Raw genomic sequence first — 17,519 nt, 5'->3', positions numbered from 1 at the left:
TCAGCGCTCATCCAGGGAGGCTCCAACACCTACGATGAGATCCGCTACCTGGGCTATTGCGAAATTACACTCGGCCTCATTGCTGCGCTGTTTCCCGGCTACGGCCTCCTTGCCTGGGCCATGGGGTTCGGCGTGCTTCACATTGTCTACGGAGCGATCATGTATAACAAGTACGACAAGTGAAGAATCCGTTCGAAAACCTTGATAAAATGCTGGAGCATCGCACACGACTGCAGATCATGTCTGTGCTGGTTACCGATAGCGCCTTCGACTTCAATACGTTGAAAGAGACCCTGGGCGTTACTGACGGCAACCTCGCTTCACACATCAAGGCGCTGGAAAAGGAAAAGTATATCTCCGTCACAAAATCGTTTGTAGACCGCAAGCCGAACACCAAATACAAGATCACCGAACGCGGACGCACTGCCTTCCGGAAACACCTCGATGCCCTGGAGGCAGTGGTAAAACAACAAAAATAATTTTTTTTAACCACTTACTTTGAATTTAAAAGTACTTTTAAAATGAACGAACCAGCCTTCACCTTTGTCGCCGTAAAGTCTTTGCTTATCTGGGTATGGACGAACATCATCGCTGCCGTCAGCTATTGCCTCTATATGCTCGCCACCGGAGGCCGTGAGCCGCTGTCTACGCTTGCTATGTTCGGTGTCACCCTCCTGGTGGGCCTGTTATTTTCATTTACCGCTAACATCTTCCTGGTGCCGGCACTCTACCTGCTGAACATGTTTCACAACAAGTGGTACAGGCTGGCCTACAGCATCGGCATCGTACTGTTCGTGTGCTGGATGGTGGTGCTGTTTTTCACGCAGTATTTCAACGTGCCCATGAACGAGCGGACAGAGATCATCGTCTTTTTGTCACCCTACATCATCGGTGCAGAGATCAGCTTCATTGTGGTGGCCAGGAAGCTGATCTTCGGAGACCTTGCCCCAATACCTTCATCAACAAATCCATCAGAAAAAATATGAAAGTGAAGCTCATCCTGCCTGCGCTCGCGGAAGCGGAAAGTCCTTTCTGGCGCCCCATCAAATACTCGCTGTTCCCTCCGCTGGGACTGGCAACACTGGCAGCCTACCTCTCACCCGACGATGAAGTGGACCTTCAGGACCAACACGTTGAAACCATCACGCTCGACGACAACCCCGACCTGGTGATCATCCAGGTATACATCACCAATGCTTACCGCGCCTACGCGATGGCCGATCATTACCGCGCCAAAGGATCTTACGTGATATTGGGTGGTCTGCATGTCACCTCCCTGCCGGAAGAAGCCGCGCCGCATGCCGACTCCATTTTCCTCGGACCGGGTGAAGAAACCTTTCCGGAGTTCCTGAAAGACTTCAGAAACAAAACGCCGAAGAAAAGATACTTCTCGTCTGTGAGATCGCTTGACAGGATCCCGCCCATTCGAAGAGACCTGATCAAACGCCACCTGTACCTGGTGCCCAACTCCATCGTGGTAACACGGGGCTGCCCGCACCATTGCACTTTCTGTTACAAGGATTCTTTTTTCGAAGGCGGCAAATCGTTCTACACGCAGCAGGTGGATGATGCGTTGGCCGAGATCGATCGCCTGCCGGGAAGCCACCTCTATTTTCTCGACGATCATCTGCTCGGCAACGCCCGTTTTGCAGAAGCGCTCTTCGAAGGCATGAAAGGTATGAAACGTGTTTTCCAGTCGGCCGCAACCGTAGACTCTATTCTGCGCGGCAACCTGGTAGAAAAGGCCGCAGCGGCAGGACTGCGAAGTCTCTTTGTGGGCTTCGAAACCTTTTCAGTCCAGAATCTCAAGCAAAGCAACAAAAAGCAGAACCTGCAGAAGGATTACAAACGTGCCGTAGACCGCCTGCACAGCCTGGGCATCATGATCAACGGAAGTTTTGTGTTCGGGCTGGACGAAGACGATCAGGACGTTTTCAAAAGAACCGTGGAATGGGGAATTGAAAACGCCATCACCACTTCTACCTACCACATCCTCACGCCCTACCCCGGCACACAACTGTATACCGACATGCAAAAGCAAAAACGCATCCTCACCAGCAACTGGGACCTGTACGATACCCGCCACGTGGTATACAGAACGGAGAACATATCGCCGCAGGCCCTGGAAGCAGGATACCACTGGGCCTACAAGGAGTTCTATACCTGGAGCAACATCGCACGCGCCAGCCTGAAACACGATTCGATCAAACACATGCTGAAACATTTCGCCTATACGGGAGGTTGGAAAAAATTCGAAGCCGTATGGAACTTCCTCATCAAAACAAAAAGTCTCAACAACATGCTTCCCGTACTTGAATCAGTGCTCTCCAAAGTCAATGGAAGCAAGAACAAAACGACGGAACATGTTTATCCCGCATCAGCACAAACGGCAACAGCACAGTAGCAACGCTCATCAAATACAATCTATATGGAAACGGTACAAACACAAACTTTAAATCTTCTGGAGCGCTTCAACCGGTGGATCCAGGAGTCTATTATGGTGAAACTTTTCTCGATCGGATTTCTCATTCTCATTCTGCTGATCCCTTCAGCCTGGATCGAAGACCTGATCTATGAACGCCAGCTGCGTGCAGACCAGGTGATAGACGAAGTAGCCGACAAATGGTCGGGCAGCCAGACCATCTCCGGTCCCGTGCTGGTGATTCCTTTCAGGAAACTGGAAGTAATAGACCACGGCAAAGACGGAAAAGTGATCGCGGAGCGCCTCGACAAAGCTTTCTTCCTGCCAGACCAGCTCGCCATCAACGGCAACGTGAATCCACAGGTGCTGCACCGGGGTATATTCGACGCCGTGGTCTATGAATCATCGCTGAAAGTGGACGCAACCTTCGCCACGCCCGACTTCAAAGCGCTCGCCATCCCCGAAGAAATGGTACAGTGGAAAGATGCCTACCTCGCTTTTGGCATCAGAGACCTCAGGGGCATCAGCGACAACCCGGTGTTCACGGCGGGAGATCAACCGCTCAACGCCGAACCTTCCAACAACATCGGTATGAGTGTAGACCGCCCGGGCACACCGGAAGTATACACTGACAACGGCTACGAAAAACCGCTGCCGCCAGACCACTTCAGCAACGGCGTCATGACGAAGCTGGCCTGGCAGAATGCGGCGAGCTTTACAGGAAAGGTGAACATCAGGCTGAACCTGAAAGGCAGCAAAAGGCTGGACTTCATTCCCGCAGGCAAAACAACTTCGGTCGAGCTTACCGGCACGTGGGACAATCCCAGCTTCACCGGAGAATTCCTTCCTGCCAAAAGGACCATCACGGAAAGTGGCTTCGCTGCCTCGTGGAAAGTGCTGCATTTCAACCGCCCCTTCTCCCAACAATGGACCGGCGACAACCAGGAGCTCACCGGCGCAGACTTTGGCGTGAAGCTGCTCATTCCCGTTGACCAGTACCAGAAGAGCATCCGCACCTCGAAATATGGTGTGCTCATCATTTTATTAACCTTCATGGCGCTGTTCCTGGTGGAGATCACACAGAAGATCCGCATTCACCCTTTCCAGTACATACTGATCGGCGCGGCGCTGACCATCTATTACACACTGCTGCTGAGCTTCTCCGAGCATGTGGGCTACAATGTTGCGTACATCATTTCATCGCTGGCAACGGTGCTGCTCATCAGCGCTTATTCCGGCACGTTTTTCAGAAGCACGAGAATGGCCGTACTGTTCAGCATCTTGCTGATCATTTTTTACGCTTTCATCTACGTGATCATTCTTCAGCAGGATTTCTCGCTGCTGCTGGGAAGCATCGGATTGTTCCTCATCATCGGTACGCTGATGTATTTTTCGAGAAAGGTGAGCTGGTATGGACAGCCGGTTTTAGAAAAGGAGTAAGAATTAAGGAGTAAGGAGTAAGAACTAGAAGCCAGGAGTCAGAAGGGCGTCCCCTGATCAACCCTTTGAGTGGTTAAAAACCCTCAAAGGGTTGTTGCTTTTATTTCTTCAACGCGAAGATCCAGTAAGCTCCCGGATGAACGCTGTCGTTGAAGATGTAATGAGTCAGTTTGTCGTCTTCGTACACCAACTGCTGTTCGGGGAAACCAGCGTCTTCAAGGTGGTGATATACTTGTGGAAACGTCTCCTGAAGGTTTTTGGAAATAATAGACGACGGCTCAATCGTAGTAGCACCTTCTCCTGTCCAGGCGTCGGTGATCTTCCGGTCTTTATCCACCTTATAATGAAGCACAGGCAACGTTTTGAATATACGCTGAATGATGCTCTCACGGTCTTTGAGCGAAAGCTCTGCGATCTTGAGCTTGGTAATATCTTTGGTGATGATGAACATACCGGTAACACGGTTGTGCTCATTCCTGAATGGGATGCGTGAAGTAGAAACCCAGGCGGTGTCGCCGTTGTTGAATACGAGTCGTTCTTCGATGTCCACCAGTGGCTTGCCGGAGTCGATCAGCGCCTTTTCTTCGCTCATCGCTTTTTCGGCGTGCTCACGCGAGAAGAAATCGTAATCCGTTTTGCCCACCACTTCTTCGGGCGTCATGTTGATGCGTTGCGCCTTGGCTTTGTTGATCCGCATGATGCGACTCTCGGTATCTTTGTAGGTGATGCGGTCGGGCAGGAACTCCATCAGCACGTTGAACATGCTCTTTTCGAGCTCCAGGTTCACCTGCATCTTTTTGATCTCGGCGGTCTGCCGCTCCATCGCCTCCTGTGTAGCCTGCATCTCTTCCATGTTCTGGCGCATCTCCTCTTCCTGCGAGCGCATCTCTTCCGACTGTTGTTGCGACTCGGCCAGCATCCTGCGCGTATGCTCTGTCACCCGGGTGCTGGCGATGGCCGAAGCAATGCTCTCGCCGATCCGCTGCACGAACTCGACCTCATGCGGCTCGTATTTTTTGAACGACGCAAGCTCGATGACTCCTTCTGTAACATCGTTCAGCTTCAGCGGCATCAGCAACAAACAGTTGGGATTGCTGTTGCCCAGTCCTGAGGTGATGGTAACATAATCTTTAGGGATCTTGGTGAGGAACACGGGCTGCCCTTCCAGGAAACATTGTCCCAGCATGCCCGTGCCGAGCTCGATCCGTTTTGTCAGATACTTTTTACGATCGTAAGCATAACAGGCAATGAGCTCCAGGTAAGGATCGTTTTCATTGTCGCGGTTAAGAATGAAAAGGCCACCCTGGTTCGATTTGGTGTACTTCACCAGCTCGCTGATGAGGGTGTCTGAAAGTTTTTTCTGGTCGCCACCTTTGCGGATGAGCTCGCTGAACATGGCAAGGCCTTCGGTGGTCCAGTTCCGTTTCTTATCGGTTTCGGCAATGTTCTTCAGCTTTTCACGCATCTGCACCAGTGAGTTGCCAAGCATATCCTGCTCACTTACGGGTTTGAAGTCGAAGTCGAAATTACCTTCACCGATGCTTTGCGCGAAGTTGCTGGACTGCTTGAGGTTTTCGCCGAGCTGATTGGCGGCGTGGATGATGCCGGCAAACTCGTCCTGCGTGGGTTTCACGGACATTGATGTGTCGCCCTGCACGAGGTTGTTCAACAATTTCCCTGGCGCCTCCAGCGAACGCATCAGGCTCCTGAAGATCCAGAATCCTCCTGCCAGCAGAAACGCGGTGATGATCAGTCCTGATACCACGATGCCTGTGCGGAGCATGGCAGTACGTTCGGCAAGGGCCGTCAGCGCCTCGCTGGGCGATTGAGCAGAGACCGCTTCGATGGCGGCGCTGCCCTGGTTTACCAGCACCAGCAAATAACCGAAACTGATCAGTAGTAAAAGAAAAATGGAAAACGTCAGCAACAACAACTTACTCCGGACACTCTTTGGGCTCATCCTTTTTGATTTAACACACCTGTAAAATATGACATTCTACGGATAAAGACGTAACGATGTAGGGTTTCCCTTAAGATAGTCCACGGTCGACAGTCGACAGTCCACCGCCGGGTAGTTCATTTTTGAAGGACCGTATTTTGAACAAGCTTGTGTTGTAGACCACAGCGATCCACGGGTCAGTGCACGGCACACGGTATTTCGTCATGGCCATCCTGCAAAAAAGGCGTAATGTATGCGCATTGGTCATAGCGCCTGCATCATGCGCCATGACCGGGCATCGCACGGATTTATATCGTACGTGCCGCATGTCCCCTATCGTATTCATAAACTAGTGTGCCGTTCCTCCTCGATGCGTGTCTATGACTATAGAACAGGAGTGATGAAACGGGCGGCTATTCATACTTCCACGAACCGAAGGAACGTAGTACACGCTCCTTGAAACCCTGAAAGGGTTTAATATCAATAGCCACGGGTTTCAACCCGTGGCTATTGTGTATTTGGTATTTCACGTGCCATAGAAAATCGATCTCGAGTGATGCATTTTCTGGCACGTAACGCACGCTCTTTGATCAGGGACTCTCCTACTCCTTATCCAAAAACGGATACCTGTAATCAACCGGGGGTACGAACGTCTCTTTCACGGTGCGCAGCGATACCCAGCGCAGCAGGTTCACTTTGGCGCCGGCTTTGTCGTTGGTGCCCGATCCGCGTGCGCCGCCGAAAGGTTGCTGACCTACCACCGCTCCCGTGGGCTTGTCGTTGATATAAAAATTGCCCGCGGCATTGGTAAGCTTCTTCGCGGCAAGCTCGATGGCATAACGGTCTTTCGCAAAGATAGAACCTGTTAACGCGTAAGGCGATGTGCTGTCAACGAGCTCCAGCGTTTGTTCAAAATTCTCTGAATGATAAACGTAAATGGTGAGCACCGGACCGAAGATCTCCTCACACATGGTCACTGACGACGGGTCTTTCGATACGATCACCGTAGGTTCGATGAAGTATCCTTTCGACTTATCATATTTTCCACCGGCAATGATCTCGTTCATCGGGTTCTGGCGCGCTTTCTCGATGTAGCCGGTAATGGAATTGAAAGCCTTCTCGTCGATCACAGCATTGATGAAGTTGCCGAAGTCTTCCGTTCCACCCATCTTGAAGCTCTTCAGGTCTTCCAGCATGTATTTCTTTACATCATCCCAGAGGTTGGAAGGAATGTAGGCACGTGACGCTGCAGAGCACTTCTGTCCCTGGTATTCAAACGCACCTCTCGACAGCGCGGTGGAAACTTCTTTCGCGTTAGCGCTCTTGTGCACCATCACAAAATCTTTTCCGCCGGTTTCACCAACGATGCGCGGATAGGACCTGTACTGCTGAATGTTCTGGCCGATGGTCTTCCACATGCCCTGGAACACGCCTGTGCTTCCGGTGAAGTGGAGACCTGCAAACTCGCGGTGGCTGAAGATCACGTCACCGGCATCAGGGCCACTCACATAAATAAGGTTGATCACGCCGTCGGGCAGGCCTGCTTCTTTCAGCACCTGCATGATCACGTTGGCAGCATAGATCTGTGTATTGGCTGGTTTCCACACTACAGTGTTGCCCATCATGGCCATGCTGGTGGGAAGGTTGCCGGCGATGGCAGTGAAGTTGAAAGGTGTGAGCGCGAAAGTAAATCCTTCCAGGGCACGGTACTCGATGCGGTTCCATACACCGGGAGAAGACTCCGGCTGGTCATGGTAGATCTGCGACATGAAGTGCACGTTGAAGCGCAGGAAGTCGATCAGCTCGCATGCTGAATCGATCTCGGCCTGAAAGGCATTTTTCGACTGGCCCAGCATGGTGGCGGCGTTGATCTTGTAGCGGTAAGGTCCTGCGAGAAGATCGGCGGCTTTCAAAAAGATCGCGGCCCTGTGCTCCCAGCCCAGGTTCACCCACAGCTCCCTGGCGTTGAGGGCAGCCTGCACCGCCTGCTCAACGTGTGATTTATCGCCTTCATGAAAATATCCCAGCACGTGCTGATGATCATGGGGCGGCGACAATTTCTTTTTCTTGCCTGAGCGCACTTCTTCAGCACCGATGTACATCGGAATATCCAGTTCCACGGCACGCGCATCGGCCAACGCTTTCTTTAATAGCTGACGTTCCTTGCTGCCCGGAGCATAGCTGAGCACCGGCTCGTTTTTCGGGGCAGGAACATTATAAAATCCTTTCGGCATCGTTGTTATTGGTTAATTGTGAGTTATTAGAGTTCGCTATTCAGTGTTGCACCCGCGGGCTGATCGCCGGTCGCAGGCACAAATGTAATAAATCAAAGAATGTTCTGAAGCTCCGCCAAACTGGTGATCTCATGCTTCACGGCAACTTCGTGTACAATCTTCTCAGGATTGAAAAATACGGAATCGATTGAAGCGTTCTGCGCGCCGCCAATATCCGTCACCAGGTTATCGCCGATCATGATCGCTTCGTTCGGCAAAACATTGTTGGCCTTCAGGGCATACTCAAAGATTCCGCGGGAAGGTTTTTTACATCCTGCCTTCTGCGACGTAACGATATGCGCGAAGAACGGATGCAGGTTGCCGGCTGTCATCTTGATGTGCTGCACCTCCTCGAAACCGTTTGTAACCACCGTCATGGAATAACGCTCCGAAAGGTAGTGCAGGGTTTCGAGGGCATGCGGAAGCAGCGTGCCTTTTTTGGGACAGCTGTCCATGTAGGCAACAGACAGGTCGGCAATGAGCTTGTCATCGGTGATGCTGAAATGTTCCAGGATCTGTTTGAACCGTTGCTGTCGGATCACTTCACTGCCGATAATGCCGCGGTCATAAAGGTCCCAAAGCTGAAGATTTACGCGTTTGAATTGCTGCTCAAAGCTGCTGCAGTCGGTCAGGCCCAGGCCCTGAAGACCGAAACTGGCGTAGAGCTCGCGGAGGGTGGTACAACTGTTGGTCTCATAATCCCATAAGGTGTGATCGAGATCGAAAAAAATACATTTATATGGTCGCATGCTGAATCTGCCCGGATATCTGTCTGATCATTTTTTTTGCCACACCTCGCGCTGAACCTTATTCACGGCCAGTTCCCGGTTGGAGTGCAAGGTCTGGTAAACCTGCTGGTCTTGCTGCAATTGCTGATCTTTTTTTAAAAACTGAAAAATCTGCTTAAGAATTTCATAAACCTCGTCTTTTATCTGGTAAAACACCCAGTGATTGTATCGCCGGAAGGTTAAAATGCCCGAGTTCTTCAGGTAGATCAGGTGCCGTGAGGACTTGGCCTGGGTAAAATCCAGTATTTTTTCCACGTCGGAGATGGTCATTTCGCCGTTCATAAAAATGAGGTGCAGGATACGAAGCCGGGATTCATCGGCGCATGCCTTAAAAATCTGCGATCCCAGCGTTAAATTGAAACTTTTTAGGCGCATTCAGCATCTTAAATTTATGGGGTCAAAGTTATAAATTAGGCTGGCAACGACCTTATTTTTATATTTGATGGGTTTAAATGGTGGAGCCGTGAACGTCTTAAACAACAAATTTCTCGCAGCAACAGTACTGGCACTCGCCTGCTGTTTATCGTTTTCACAACACGCAGAAGCGCAGCAGCAAAAGCGTGTGATCCAGCTTTCGGGTATCGTGATGGATACCGTTTCAGGCCCCCTGCCCGGTGTACACGTCTACATCCCCAAAGCAGGCCGTGGCGTGACCACCAACGCCGTAGGTTTCTTTTCCCTGCCCGTGCTGGTGGGCGATAGCATTATCATCAGCTCGGTAGGTTATAAGCGCCAGCATTACATTGTACCGGCTACCGCCACCGAATTCTTCACCATCATCGTTCCCATGGTAGAAGATGTAACGTACCTGAAAGAGATCGTGATCCTCCCCTATCCAACGGAAGAAGTGTTCAAGGAAGCCGTGCTGGCCCTGAACCTGCCACCAGACAATACCATAGACGAAAAGAACCTCAATGCCGAGCTCCTGGCGCTGATCCTGAAAACCACGCCGATGGATGGACCGCTGAATCAGCGTTACGCCCTGAACCAGTGGGCAGCTTCGCAGAACGACAAGTTCATGCCCGTTACCAACCCGTTCCTCAACCCGTTCAACTGGGTGAAATTCTTCAACGGACTGAAAAAGAAAAAATAGCCTTCACGGTTTAAAATTTTTCCGGGAGCCCGTTTCCGGACATTTAAAAAATCAAGGCACACATTCCAACTTTCCCGGCGCGAAGTGGTTCTCCTATGCAACCGAAACCCTATACGGGACTACCCGCATAAAAAGCGTATTTTGACAAGCGGTATACCGATTGTGTAACTCTTTTCGCAATATCGCCGTCTATTAAGATCATTAACCTAAAGACCTGTGAAGCTATTATTCCTGGGAAGCAAACGCATTTTGCTTTTTTACTTGCTCTTACTCCTTGCAGTTTCAGCCTCCCATGCCCAGGATATCTTAGATTCAACATTCCAGCAGCCTACACCCGATCAGGCATTAACAGAGTTCCTTGCATCCGTTGAGCAGAAGAGCACCCTCCGGTTCTATTACCTTGACGAATGGCTCGAGCCGTTTCGCATGCCCGAAAGCACAGACCGTGTGTCGTTACGCACAACGCTGGGCACCCTGCTGGAAGGTTCGGGAGTCGACTTTGTGGTGATCTACAATTATGCCGTGGTCTTCTTTAAAAATCCCGCGCACTCACAGCAAAGGGACGCATTGATCAAAAAGGCTACCGCTGAACGAAAGAAGATAGACCGGGTCACGGTGGGCAATAAGAACACTTATCAGCCAGGCAAAAGAGTAACCATCCAGGGCCTGGTGAGCGATGAAGACAACAAAGCCCCGTTGGCTGGCGTAACGATCTATGTTCACGAGCTCAACCGCGGGCTTGCAACGGATGCCGCCGGTAAATTCAACCTGGTGCTGCCGGCGGGAGAATACCTGTTCACCCTGCGGTCTGTCAACTACGAAGAAAAGGTGCTGAATGTGATGGCTTATGGCAATGGCGAGCTCAAGGTGCAGATGATCATTGAGCCTACCCTGCTGGAAGAGATCGTGATCAGTGACCAGAACATTTTGAATACAGGCATCGGCCAGTCGAAGCTTAAGTTAACAGAGCTGCAACGGGCACCTTCATTTTTAGGTGAAGCCGATGTGATCAAGCAGATCCAGATGCAGAGCGGTGTTACCACGGCCAGTGAAGCCGCGCAGGGATTTAATGTGAGGGGTGGCTCTACCGACCAGAACCTGGTGCTCTTTGATGGTACGCCCATCTTCAACACATCGCACGCACTCGGGTTCTTCACTGCTTTCAACTCAGATGCTTTACAGGAATCTGCCTTCTACAAGGGAAGCGTGCCGGCAGAGTTCGGCGGACGTACGTCTTCGGTATTGAACATCACCTCGAAGGAAGGCGATTTCAACAAGTGGCATGGTAAAGGAGGATTGGGACTGGTATCGAGTGAGCTTGTGCTGGATGGCCCCCTCAAAAAAGATACGAGCTCGCTCGCCTTCTCGGTAAGGTCGTCTTACTCAGACTGGATCCTGAACCAGTTGGAAACCCGGTACAGGGGAATCAGCGAAGGCTCCATTTTCTTTTACGATGCCAACATCAAGTATGCGCACAAGCTCGACAAGCACAGCAAGCTCACCGTATCCGGCTACACCAGCATGGATCGTTTTTCAATCGCCAACGACACCGTGAACCAGTGGCAGAACATCGCAGCCACCGTACGTTACGATAAAACAGTGAACGATGCGTGGTTCTATACGGCCGCGCTGCATTGGGGACAATACGGATACCAGGTGAGTGAAGATGATCCGGTTCAGGCTTTCGATCTTAATTTCGGAGTCATATATCCCTCCCTGAAGATCGATGTGAACCGGAACGGCATCCTGCACAAACAGTCTTTCGGATTTCACTCCACCTATTACCAGTTCAGACCCGGCACCATCACGCCTACTTCGGAGGAATCACAGATCAAGCCTGCGTCAGTGCCACGCGAAACTGCCATCGAATCCGCGCTCTATTTCAACGATAGCTATAACTGGAGAAGTAATGTACAGATCGAAGCAGGGCTCAGGCTTTCCATTTATAACCGCCTCGGCGCAGGCAACGTATACCACTACCTGCCGGACCTGCCACGGGAACCGGAATACACCACAGACACCACCTCCTACAGCGCGGGACAATTCATCAAAACTTATATCAGGCCCGAGCCCCGGCTTGCCGCCAACATCACGCTTGACCTTCAGTCGGCCCTGAAGATCGGTTACAACCGCATGCATCAGTACGTGCACCTTATTACCAATTCTGCAACCATTACCCCCGTAGACATCTGGCAGGCCAGCAACACCTACTTCAAACCCGTGAGATCGGACCAGTTCTCCGTTGGGTATTTCAGAAATTCCAAATCCAATGTTTACGACTTTGCCTTTGAAGTGTATTACAAGATGCAGGCCAACATCCTGGAGTTCAAAGACGGCGCCAACCTGATCCTGAATCCGCAGCTGGAAACGGCGCTGCTCAATGGAAAAGCCAGGGCATATGGAGCGGAGCTGACGGTGAATAAGCTCAAGGGAAGGCTCACGGGCGGGTTCAATTACGCTTATGCAAGATCCAAACGGAAAGTTGAAGGACCTTTCGACGTTGAAACTGTAAACAACGGAAGCTGGTATCCTTCCAACTTTGACCAACCGAACGTATTCAATGCCAACTGGCGTTACAACATCACCCGCAGGATCTTCTTCACAGGAACCTTCACGTATCACACAGGAAGGCCGGTGTCGATCCCCGTTTCTGCCTACTCAACGGATGGCAACATGATCATGGATTTTACGGCCAGGAATAACTACAGGCTTGCTGACTACCACCGGATGGACGTGGCCTTTGTGTTGGAAGGATCGAGAAAAAAGAACAGGTTATTTGAAAGTACGTGGGTGCTTTCGATCTACAACGTATATGGCCGCAAAAATCCGTACTCGGTGTTTTTCGTAAGCCAGTCGGGAATGTTGTTAAAGCCTTATCAGTTGTCGTTGATCGGAACCGCCGTACCATCGCTCACGTACCAGTTTAAATTTTGAACATGAAGTTACTGAGAATCATCATACCCCTTCTCTTGTTACTGTCGGATGGATGCATCGAGCCGCTGAACATTACGCCGGCCGTGTTATCCAAGATCGTGGTAGACGGACTGGTTACCAACGAGCCCGGGCCATATACGGTGAAGCTCACGTACTCCGGCAGCACCGATAAATTCTCCCAGGACGCCCCGCCCGTTCGCGGCGCTACGATCACCATCGTTGAAAATGGTAGTATAGTAAGGCCGTTGTATGAAACCGGTAACGGCGTATACCAGACCAGCGCCACCTGGCAGGCACAGGAGGGCAATACCTACGAAGTAAGGATCATCACCGGCGCGGACAAAGAATTTCGGTCAGTTCCGCAGACCCTCATATCGGCAGGTTCGATCGATCACATCTATACCGAGTTTGAAGAAGACGGCTTTACCTTTAACGACGATGGATCCGGGAAAATGGATGCCATCAATATACTGGTTGACGCCAAAGCCGCGACCCCTGATGCCGGTAACCTGCGGTGGCGGTTCAAGGGAGTCTACCATGCCCGCACGTACCCTGAGCTGTACTATACGGTAAACAATGACACCGGCGAGCGCATACCCAAGCCGTGGCCGTGCAGCGGATACATCGGCGGTCCGGGAGGGCTTAGCAAGATCGGTCCATGCAATTGCTGTGAATGCTGGCCTACGGAATTGGGCAGCGAGGTTGTTCTGTCTAATACCCAGATCGTGAAAGATGCAACATATAAAAAAGTGTCGGTTCACAAAATTCCCGTCAATTCCCTCAGGTTTATGAACCTCTACAGGGCGGAGGTAGAACAGCTCAGCCTTTCACCTGAATTGTATCACTATTGGAAACTGGTGAAGATCCAGCAGGAATCAGCCGGCAGCATTTTTCAACCCAGTGCGGTGAGGGTGAGGGGAAATCTTTATGACACCGATGACAAGGAAGAAGTGCTGGGTGTTTTTGCCGTTTGTGGCATCACCAGAAAAGCCGTGTATGTCGATCCGTCTGTTGTGCGCACCTCGCTCAACCCCTTAGCTGAAGCCATTATCCACCCGTGCAAGGAGGTATTCTCAAATGCAACGGATAAACCCGCTTACTGGCCATGAAAAAATTCCATCTTTATCTGATGCTATTGCTTTGCCTGTCTGGCGTTGCTTTTACAAGCAAAACCGAATTCCCCGTGCGGCTCCAGCAACAGTTATCGCTCTATTACCGCTATCACGCTCCGCTGAAGATCTACGTCGATTTCAATCAGCCGAAATACAGCCCGGGTGATACAGCCTTTTTTAAAACTTATGTGCTCACCCCCACAGGCCGGCTCCTTACCCAAGGAAAATACGTGATCAACGTCATGCTGGTGAATGCGGAGCAACAGGGCATTTTGCGAAACAAAACATTCGTGCAAAACGGAAAGGGACTCAGCCAGCTCATCTTTCCTGCAGACCTTCCGGGTGGAGACTATTCACTGGTTGCTTTCATCGATGGCGGTGAATCCGACAAAACATCAACACCTGCTTACTTTCAGCGCTCTTTTGTTATCACAGGCGAGAAATCGCTGAAAGATGAGAAAAATACACCCTTACAGTTCTTTGCCGAAGGCGGCGCGCTGATCGAGGGGCTTTCCAATACCGTAGCCGTGAGTGGCATGAATGCTTCGGACGAAGCGTATGTGAGTGCTGATGGTAACAGGATCGTTTCGTTCCGGGCCACAGACCACGGATGGGGAAAATTCTCTTTCGTACCCGAAGCAGGCAAACAATACACCGTAGAATATAAAGGCAACAGGCTCCCGCTGGAAGCTCCAAAAAAAGATGGCGTTGTGATGACGGTTTCCGGGAATGATGCGGAAGGGTTAACGGCGTCGCTGCAGGTCAGGGAGAACTCCACCATGCGCGATGCCGAGCTGTACCTGGTGATGAACGTGCATGACCAGATCTGTTTCGCCGCACCGGTTTCCTTCAAAAGAAATACGAAAATGTCGGTGTCCCTCGCCAGCAAGCTGTGCACCTATGGCACCGCGCGGCTGACATTGTTTACTGCGGATGGCGATGTGCTCGCGGAACGTTTCATTTTTCTCGAGCCGTCAAAACCCGCGATCGATGTACAGTTCGACAAAGAACAATACAGCACCCGTGAGAAGGTAACGGTAGACATCAGGCTTTCTTCCACGGAGAATGCGCTGCATACGGGCAACGCTTCCGTTACCGTTTACCGGAACGACTTTTTCAAAGATACAGCGCCAGGCACGAGCTTCTTCAACCATGTTTTTTTCAACAGCGACCTTTCCCTGCCACAGGCGCTCTCTAACATCGACTATTCTTCACAGGAGATCAACGATGTGCTGATCGCTGCCAAATGGAACAAAATGACCTGGCAACAAATGCTTGCCATAACACCAGGGGTCCCAAAAACTTCCAACGCCCTTTTCCTCAAAGGACACCTCACCGATGAGGAGGGCAAACCGGCGAAAGACTCCACGCTCATCACCTTCTGGCTCAACCAGAACGATTTCATCTATGGCGTTTACACACGGAACAACGGAGCATTCTATTTTCCACTCTTTAAAAACTTCAGCGATGACCAGGCGTTGTACGGCGTAACCTACAGGAACACCACCATCAAAAATACCAAGCTCACCATAGAAGAGCCGTCGTTTGTGATGGGGAATACCGCTATTAAAATGAAGAGCACGGAGAATGACGCTTATCATGCTTTTATGAAGGTGAAAGTGCCTATCCTCAAATCATTTTCTTACTACGAGAAAAAACGCAATGAAGGTTCGGAGCAACGCGTAATAGAAAATGAAGACATTGCAGAGGATTACATTGATACGGATTTCACGGTGGAGCTCGGACGATTCAAAGAGTTTGCTTCCGTTGCCGAAATACTGAGCGAAGCGGTCACCATGGTGAAGTCGAAAAAAGTACAGGGCAAAGACGACATCCGTGTCTTCATCAAAGGTACTTCTATGTTCGCATCGGGATCGCCGCTGCTGGTGATCGATGGGGTACTGACCGACAGCATCGATTATCTAATGGCCATGAACCCCTCCATGATCAGGAGCATCGGTGTGATCCACGACAAGAATACCCTTGTACGGTACGGCATACTTGGCAAGAACGGGATCCTTGTCATCACCACGGGCGCGCCGGAAGTTCACCAGGAAGCGCTCAGGAGAAAAGGTTCACTTAACATCAAAGGCATAGACTCACCGTTGCGCTTCAAAACAAAACAACACCAGGGCGACTCCGATAAGCGGGTACCCGATCTCCGGTCTACCCTGCACTGGGAGCCGGGCATCAGCGTTTATGCTACGAAAGAGACACCGGTTGAGTTTTATACGGCAGACGGAACAGGAACTTATACCGTCAAGGTCTCGGGTATTACTGAAGACGGAGTACCCTTTGAGACGTACCGGTATTTTAAAGTGGTGAGATAAAATATTTCAGATCATGGGCACAAAGGTTCTTCGGATCGCAATACCAATGTTGATGGTGCTGATCGATGGATGTATCGAGCCGCTCGAGATAGCCGCTGTTTCAAATTTAAACAAGCTGGTGGTAGACGGCATGGTAACCAATGAGCCAGGACCTTATACCGTTAAGATCTCGCACACCGTGAGCACGGATGCGCTTTCCAGCGATGCCGTGCCCGTCACGGATGCCAAGGTCTCGATCGTCGAAGATGGTACCATTGTCAGGGACCTCTACCAGGCTGGCGGCGGCGTGTACCAGACCTATAACAACTGGCAGGCGCAGGTGGGCAAAACTTACGCCGTACGCATCATTACCAGTACGCAGAAAGAATACAGATCCGAACCGCAGGTGCTGACCGATGCAGGTTCTATCGACAACATCTACACCGAGTTCGAAGACGACGCCATCGTTTATCAGAGTGACGGCTCCGAAAAGCAGGATGCCATCAACGTGTCAGTAGACGCGAAGGCCGCCACGACAAGCACAGGCCATCTGCGGTGGCGGTTCAAGGGAACGTTCCATGCCCGCACCTACCCGGAGCTGCGCTACTATGAAACCCTCAACGATGAGCGCATCCCCGACCCGTTACCGTGCAGTGGCCACATCAACTATTTTGATGAGCTGTTGAAAATAGGAGACTGCACCTGTTGTGAATGCTGGCCCACCGAATACAACAATTCAATACTGCTCTCCAATACACAGTTCACACAGCACGCCGAGTATAAAAACGTGTTGCTTCATAAGATACCTGTTACATCTGTGCGCATGATCAATCTTTACCATGTGGAGATCGAGCAGCTCAGCCTCTCTACGGAAGTCTATAATTTCTGGAAGCTGGTTAAAACCCTTCAGGAGTCATCAGGCAGTATCTTTCAACCCAGCGCTGTGAAAGTACGCGGCAACATCGTTACGGCTGATGGAAAGAGTGATGAAGTACTGGGCATCTTCGCCGTGTGTGGCATCACGCGAAAGTCGGTTTTTATAGACCGCGCCCTCATCCCTTACGCGTTTACACCCGAAACAGGTAATGTAAACGCCTGCAAAGCGATCTTTCCAAACGCCACCGACAAACCTGCTTACTGGCCTTAAACCGGTAAAATGGTACCGGTATTCGGTAACCTGTCTTGAGAGTTATTACCGATTTTACTGAT

The 17,519-nt window shown here is 50.9% G+C and carries 13 protein-coding genes and 1 pseudogene; 10 read left to right on the top strand and 4 right to left on the bottom strand.

Annotation, left to right across the window (positions count from 1 at the left end):
- The 5 genes and pseudogenes from KK083_RS25535 to creD form a co-directional block, all read left to right on the top strand.
- Positions 1 to 183 (top strand): annotated as a pseudogene (locus KK083_RS25535) (hypothetical protein); the annotation flags it as partial.
- Entirely contained in the window at positions 180 to 479 is a 300-nt protein-coding gene (locus KK083_RS25530) for a winged helix-turn-helix domain-containing protein (RefSeq protein ID WP_254168762.1), read from the top strand. The pseudogene KK083_RS25535 and the gene KK083_RS25530, both read left to right, overlap by 4 nt.
- Before the next feature lie 42 nt (positions 480 to 521).
- Positions 522 to 986, top strand: a complete 465-nt coding sequence (locus tag KK083_RS25525) for a hypothetical protein (RefSeq protein WP_254168760.1) — start codon at positions 522 to 524, stop codon at positions 984 to 986.
- Positions 983 to 2,404, top strand: a complete 1,422-nt coding sequence (locus tag KK083_RS25520; RefSeq protein WP_254168758.1) for a B12-binding domain-containing radical SAM protein — start codon at positions 983 to 985, stop codon at positions 2,402 to 2,404. Before KK083_RS25525 ends, KK083_RS25520 begins: the two co-directional genes overlap by 4 nt.
- A gap of 24 nt (positions 2,405 to 2,428) precedes the next feature.
- Positions 2,429 to 3,862, top strand: a complete 1,434-nt coding sequence (gene creD, locus KK083_RS25515) for a cell envelope integrity protein CreD (protein ID WP_254168756.1) — start codon at positions 2,429 to 2,431, stop codon at positions 3,860 to 3,862.
- Positions 3,863 to 3,962: 100 nt separating this feature from the next.
- Here creD and KK083_RS25510 read toward each other — a convergent pair whose 3' ends face one another.
- The 4 genes from KK083_RS25510 to KK083_RS25495 form a co-directional block, all read right to left on the bottom strand.
- A complete protein-coding gene (locus KK083_RS25510; protein ID WP_254168754.1) occupies positions 3,963 to 5,822 on the bottom strand; it encodes a GAF and PAS domain-containing protein in 1,860 nt (619 codons plus the stop codon).
- A gap of 581 nt (positions 5,823 to 6,403) precedes the next feature.
- Entirely contained in the window at positions 6,404 to 8,035 is a 1,632-nt protein-coding gene (pruA, locus tag KK083_RS25505) for an L-glutamate gamma-semialdehyde dehydrogenase (protein WP_254168752.1), read from the bottom strand.
- Between the two features lie 92 nt (positions 8,036 to 8,127).
- Positions 8,128 to 8,823, bottom strand: a complete 696-nt coding sequence (locus KK083_RS25500) for a YjjG family noncanonical pyrimidine nucleotidase (protein ID WP_254168750.1) — start codon at positions 8,821 to 8,823, stop codon at positions 8,128 to 8,130.
- Between the two features lie 27 nt (positions 8,824 to 8,850).
- Complete coding sequence (locus tag KK083_RS25495; RefSeq protein ID WP_254168749.1) at positions 8,851 to 9,237, bottom strand: ArsR/SmtB family transcription factor; 387 nt, start codon at positions 9,235 to 9,237, stop codon at positions 8,851 to 8,853.
- A gap of 88 nt (positions 9,238 to 9,325) precedes the next feature.
- On the opposite strand from KK083_RS25495, the gene KK083_RS25490 reads away from it, so the two are divergent.
- From KK083_RS25490 to KK083_RS25470, 5 genes are all read left to right on the top strand, one after another.
- Entirely contained in the window at positions 9,326 to 9,955 is a 630-nt protein-coding gene (locus tag KK083_RS25490) for a carboxypeptidase-like regulatory domain-containing protein (protein ID WP_254168748.1), read from the top strand.
- 216 nt (positions 9,956 to 10,171) lie between these two features.
- Positions 10,172 to 12,889, top strand: a complete 2,718-nt coding sequence (locus tag KK083_RS25485; protein WP_254168747.1) for a TonB-dependent receptor — start codon at positions 10,172 to 10,174, stop codon at positions 12,887 to 12,889.
- Positions 12,890 to 12,891: 2 nt separating this feature from the next.
- Complete coding sequence (locus KK083_RS25480; protein WP_254168746.1) at positions 12,892 to 13,998, top strand: DUF4249 domain-containing protein; 1,107 nt, start codon at positions 12,892 to 12,894, stop codon at positions 13,996 to 13,998.
- Positions 13,995 to 16,331 carry a hypothetical protein gene (locus KK083_RS25475; protein WP_254168745.1) on the top strand — a complete coding sequence of 779 codons (2,337 nt, stop codon included), beginning with the start codon at positions 13,995 to 13,997 and terminating at the stop codon, positions 16,329 to 16,331. The genes KK083_RS25480 and KK083_RS25475 overlap by 4 nt, the downstream gene beginning before the upstream one ends.
- A gap of 13 nt (positions 16,332 to 16,344) precedes the next feature.
- Positions 16,345 to 17,457: a DUF4249 domain-containing protein gene (locus KK083_RS25470; protein ID WP_254168744.1), complete on the top strand. Its 1,113-nt coding sequence runs from the start codon at positions 16,345 to 16,347 to the stop codon at positions 17,455 to 17,457.
- Positions 17,458 to 17,519: the final 62 nt, after the last annotated feature.

Source organism: Chryseosolibacter histidinae (genome assembly GCF_018598225.1).
Classification (GTDB): Bacteria; Bacteroidota; Bacteroidia; order Cytophagales; family Cyclobacteriaceae; genus Chryseosolibacter; species Chryseosolibacter histidini.
Note: the sequence above shows the minus strand (reverse complement) of the source record. Positions and strands in the feature narration are given on the sequence as shown.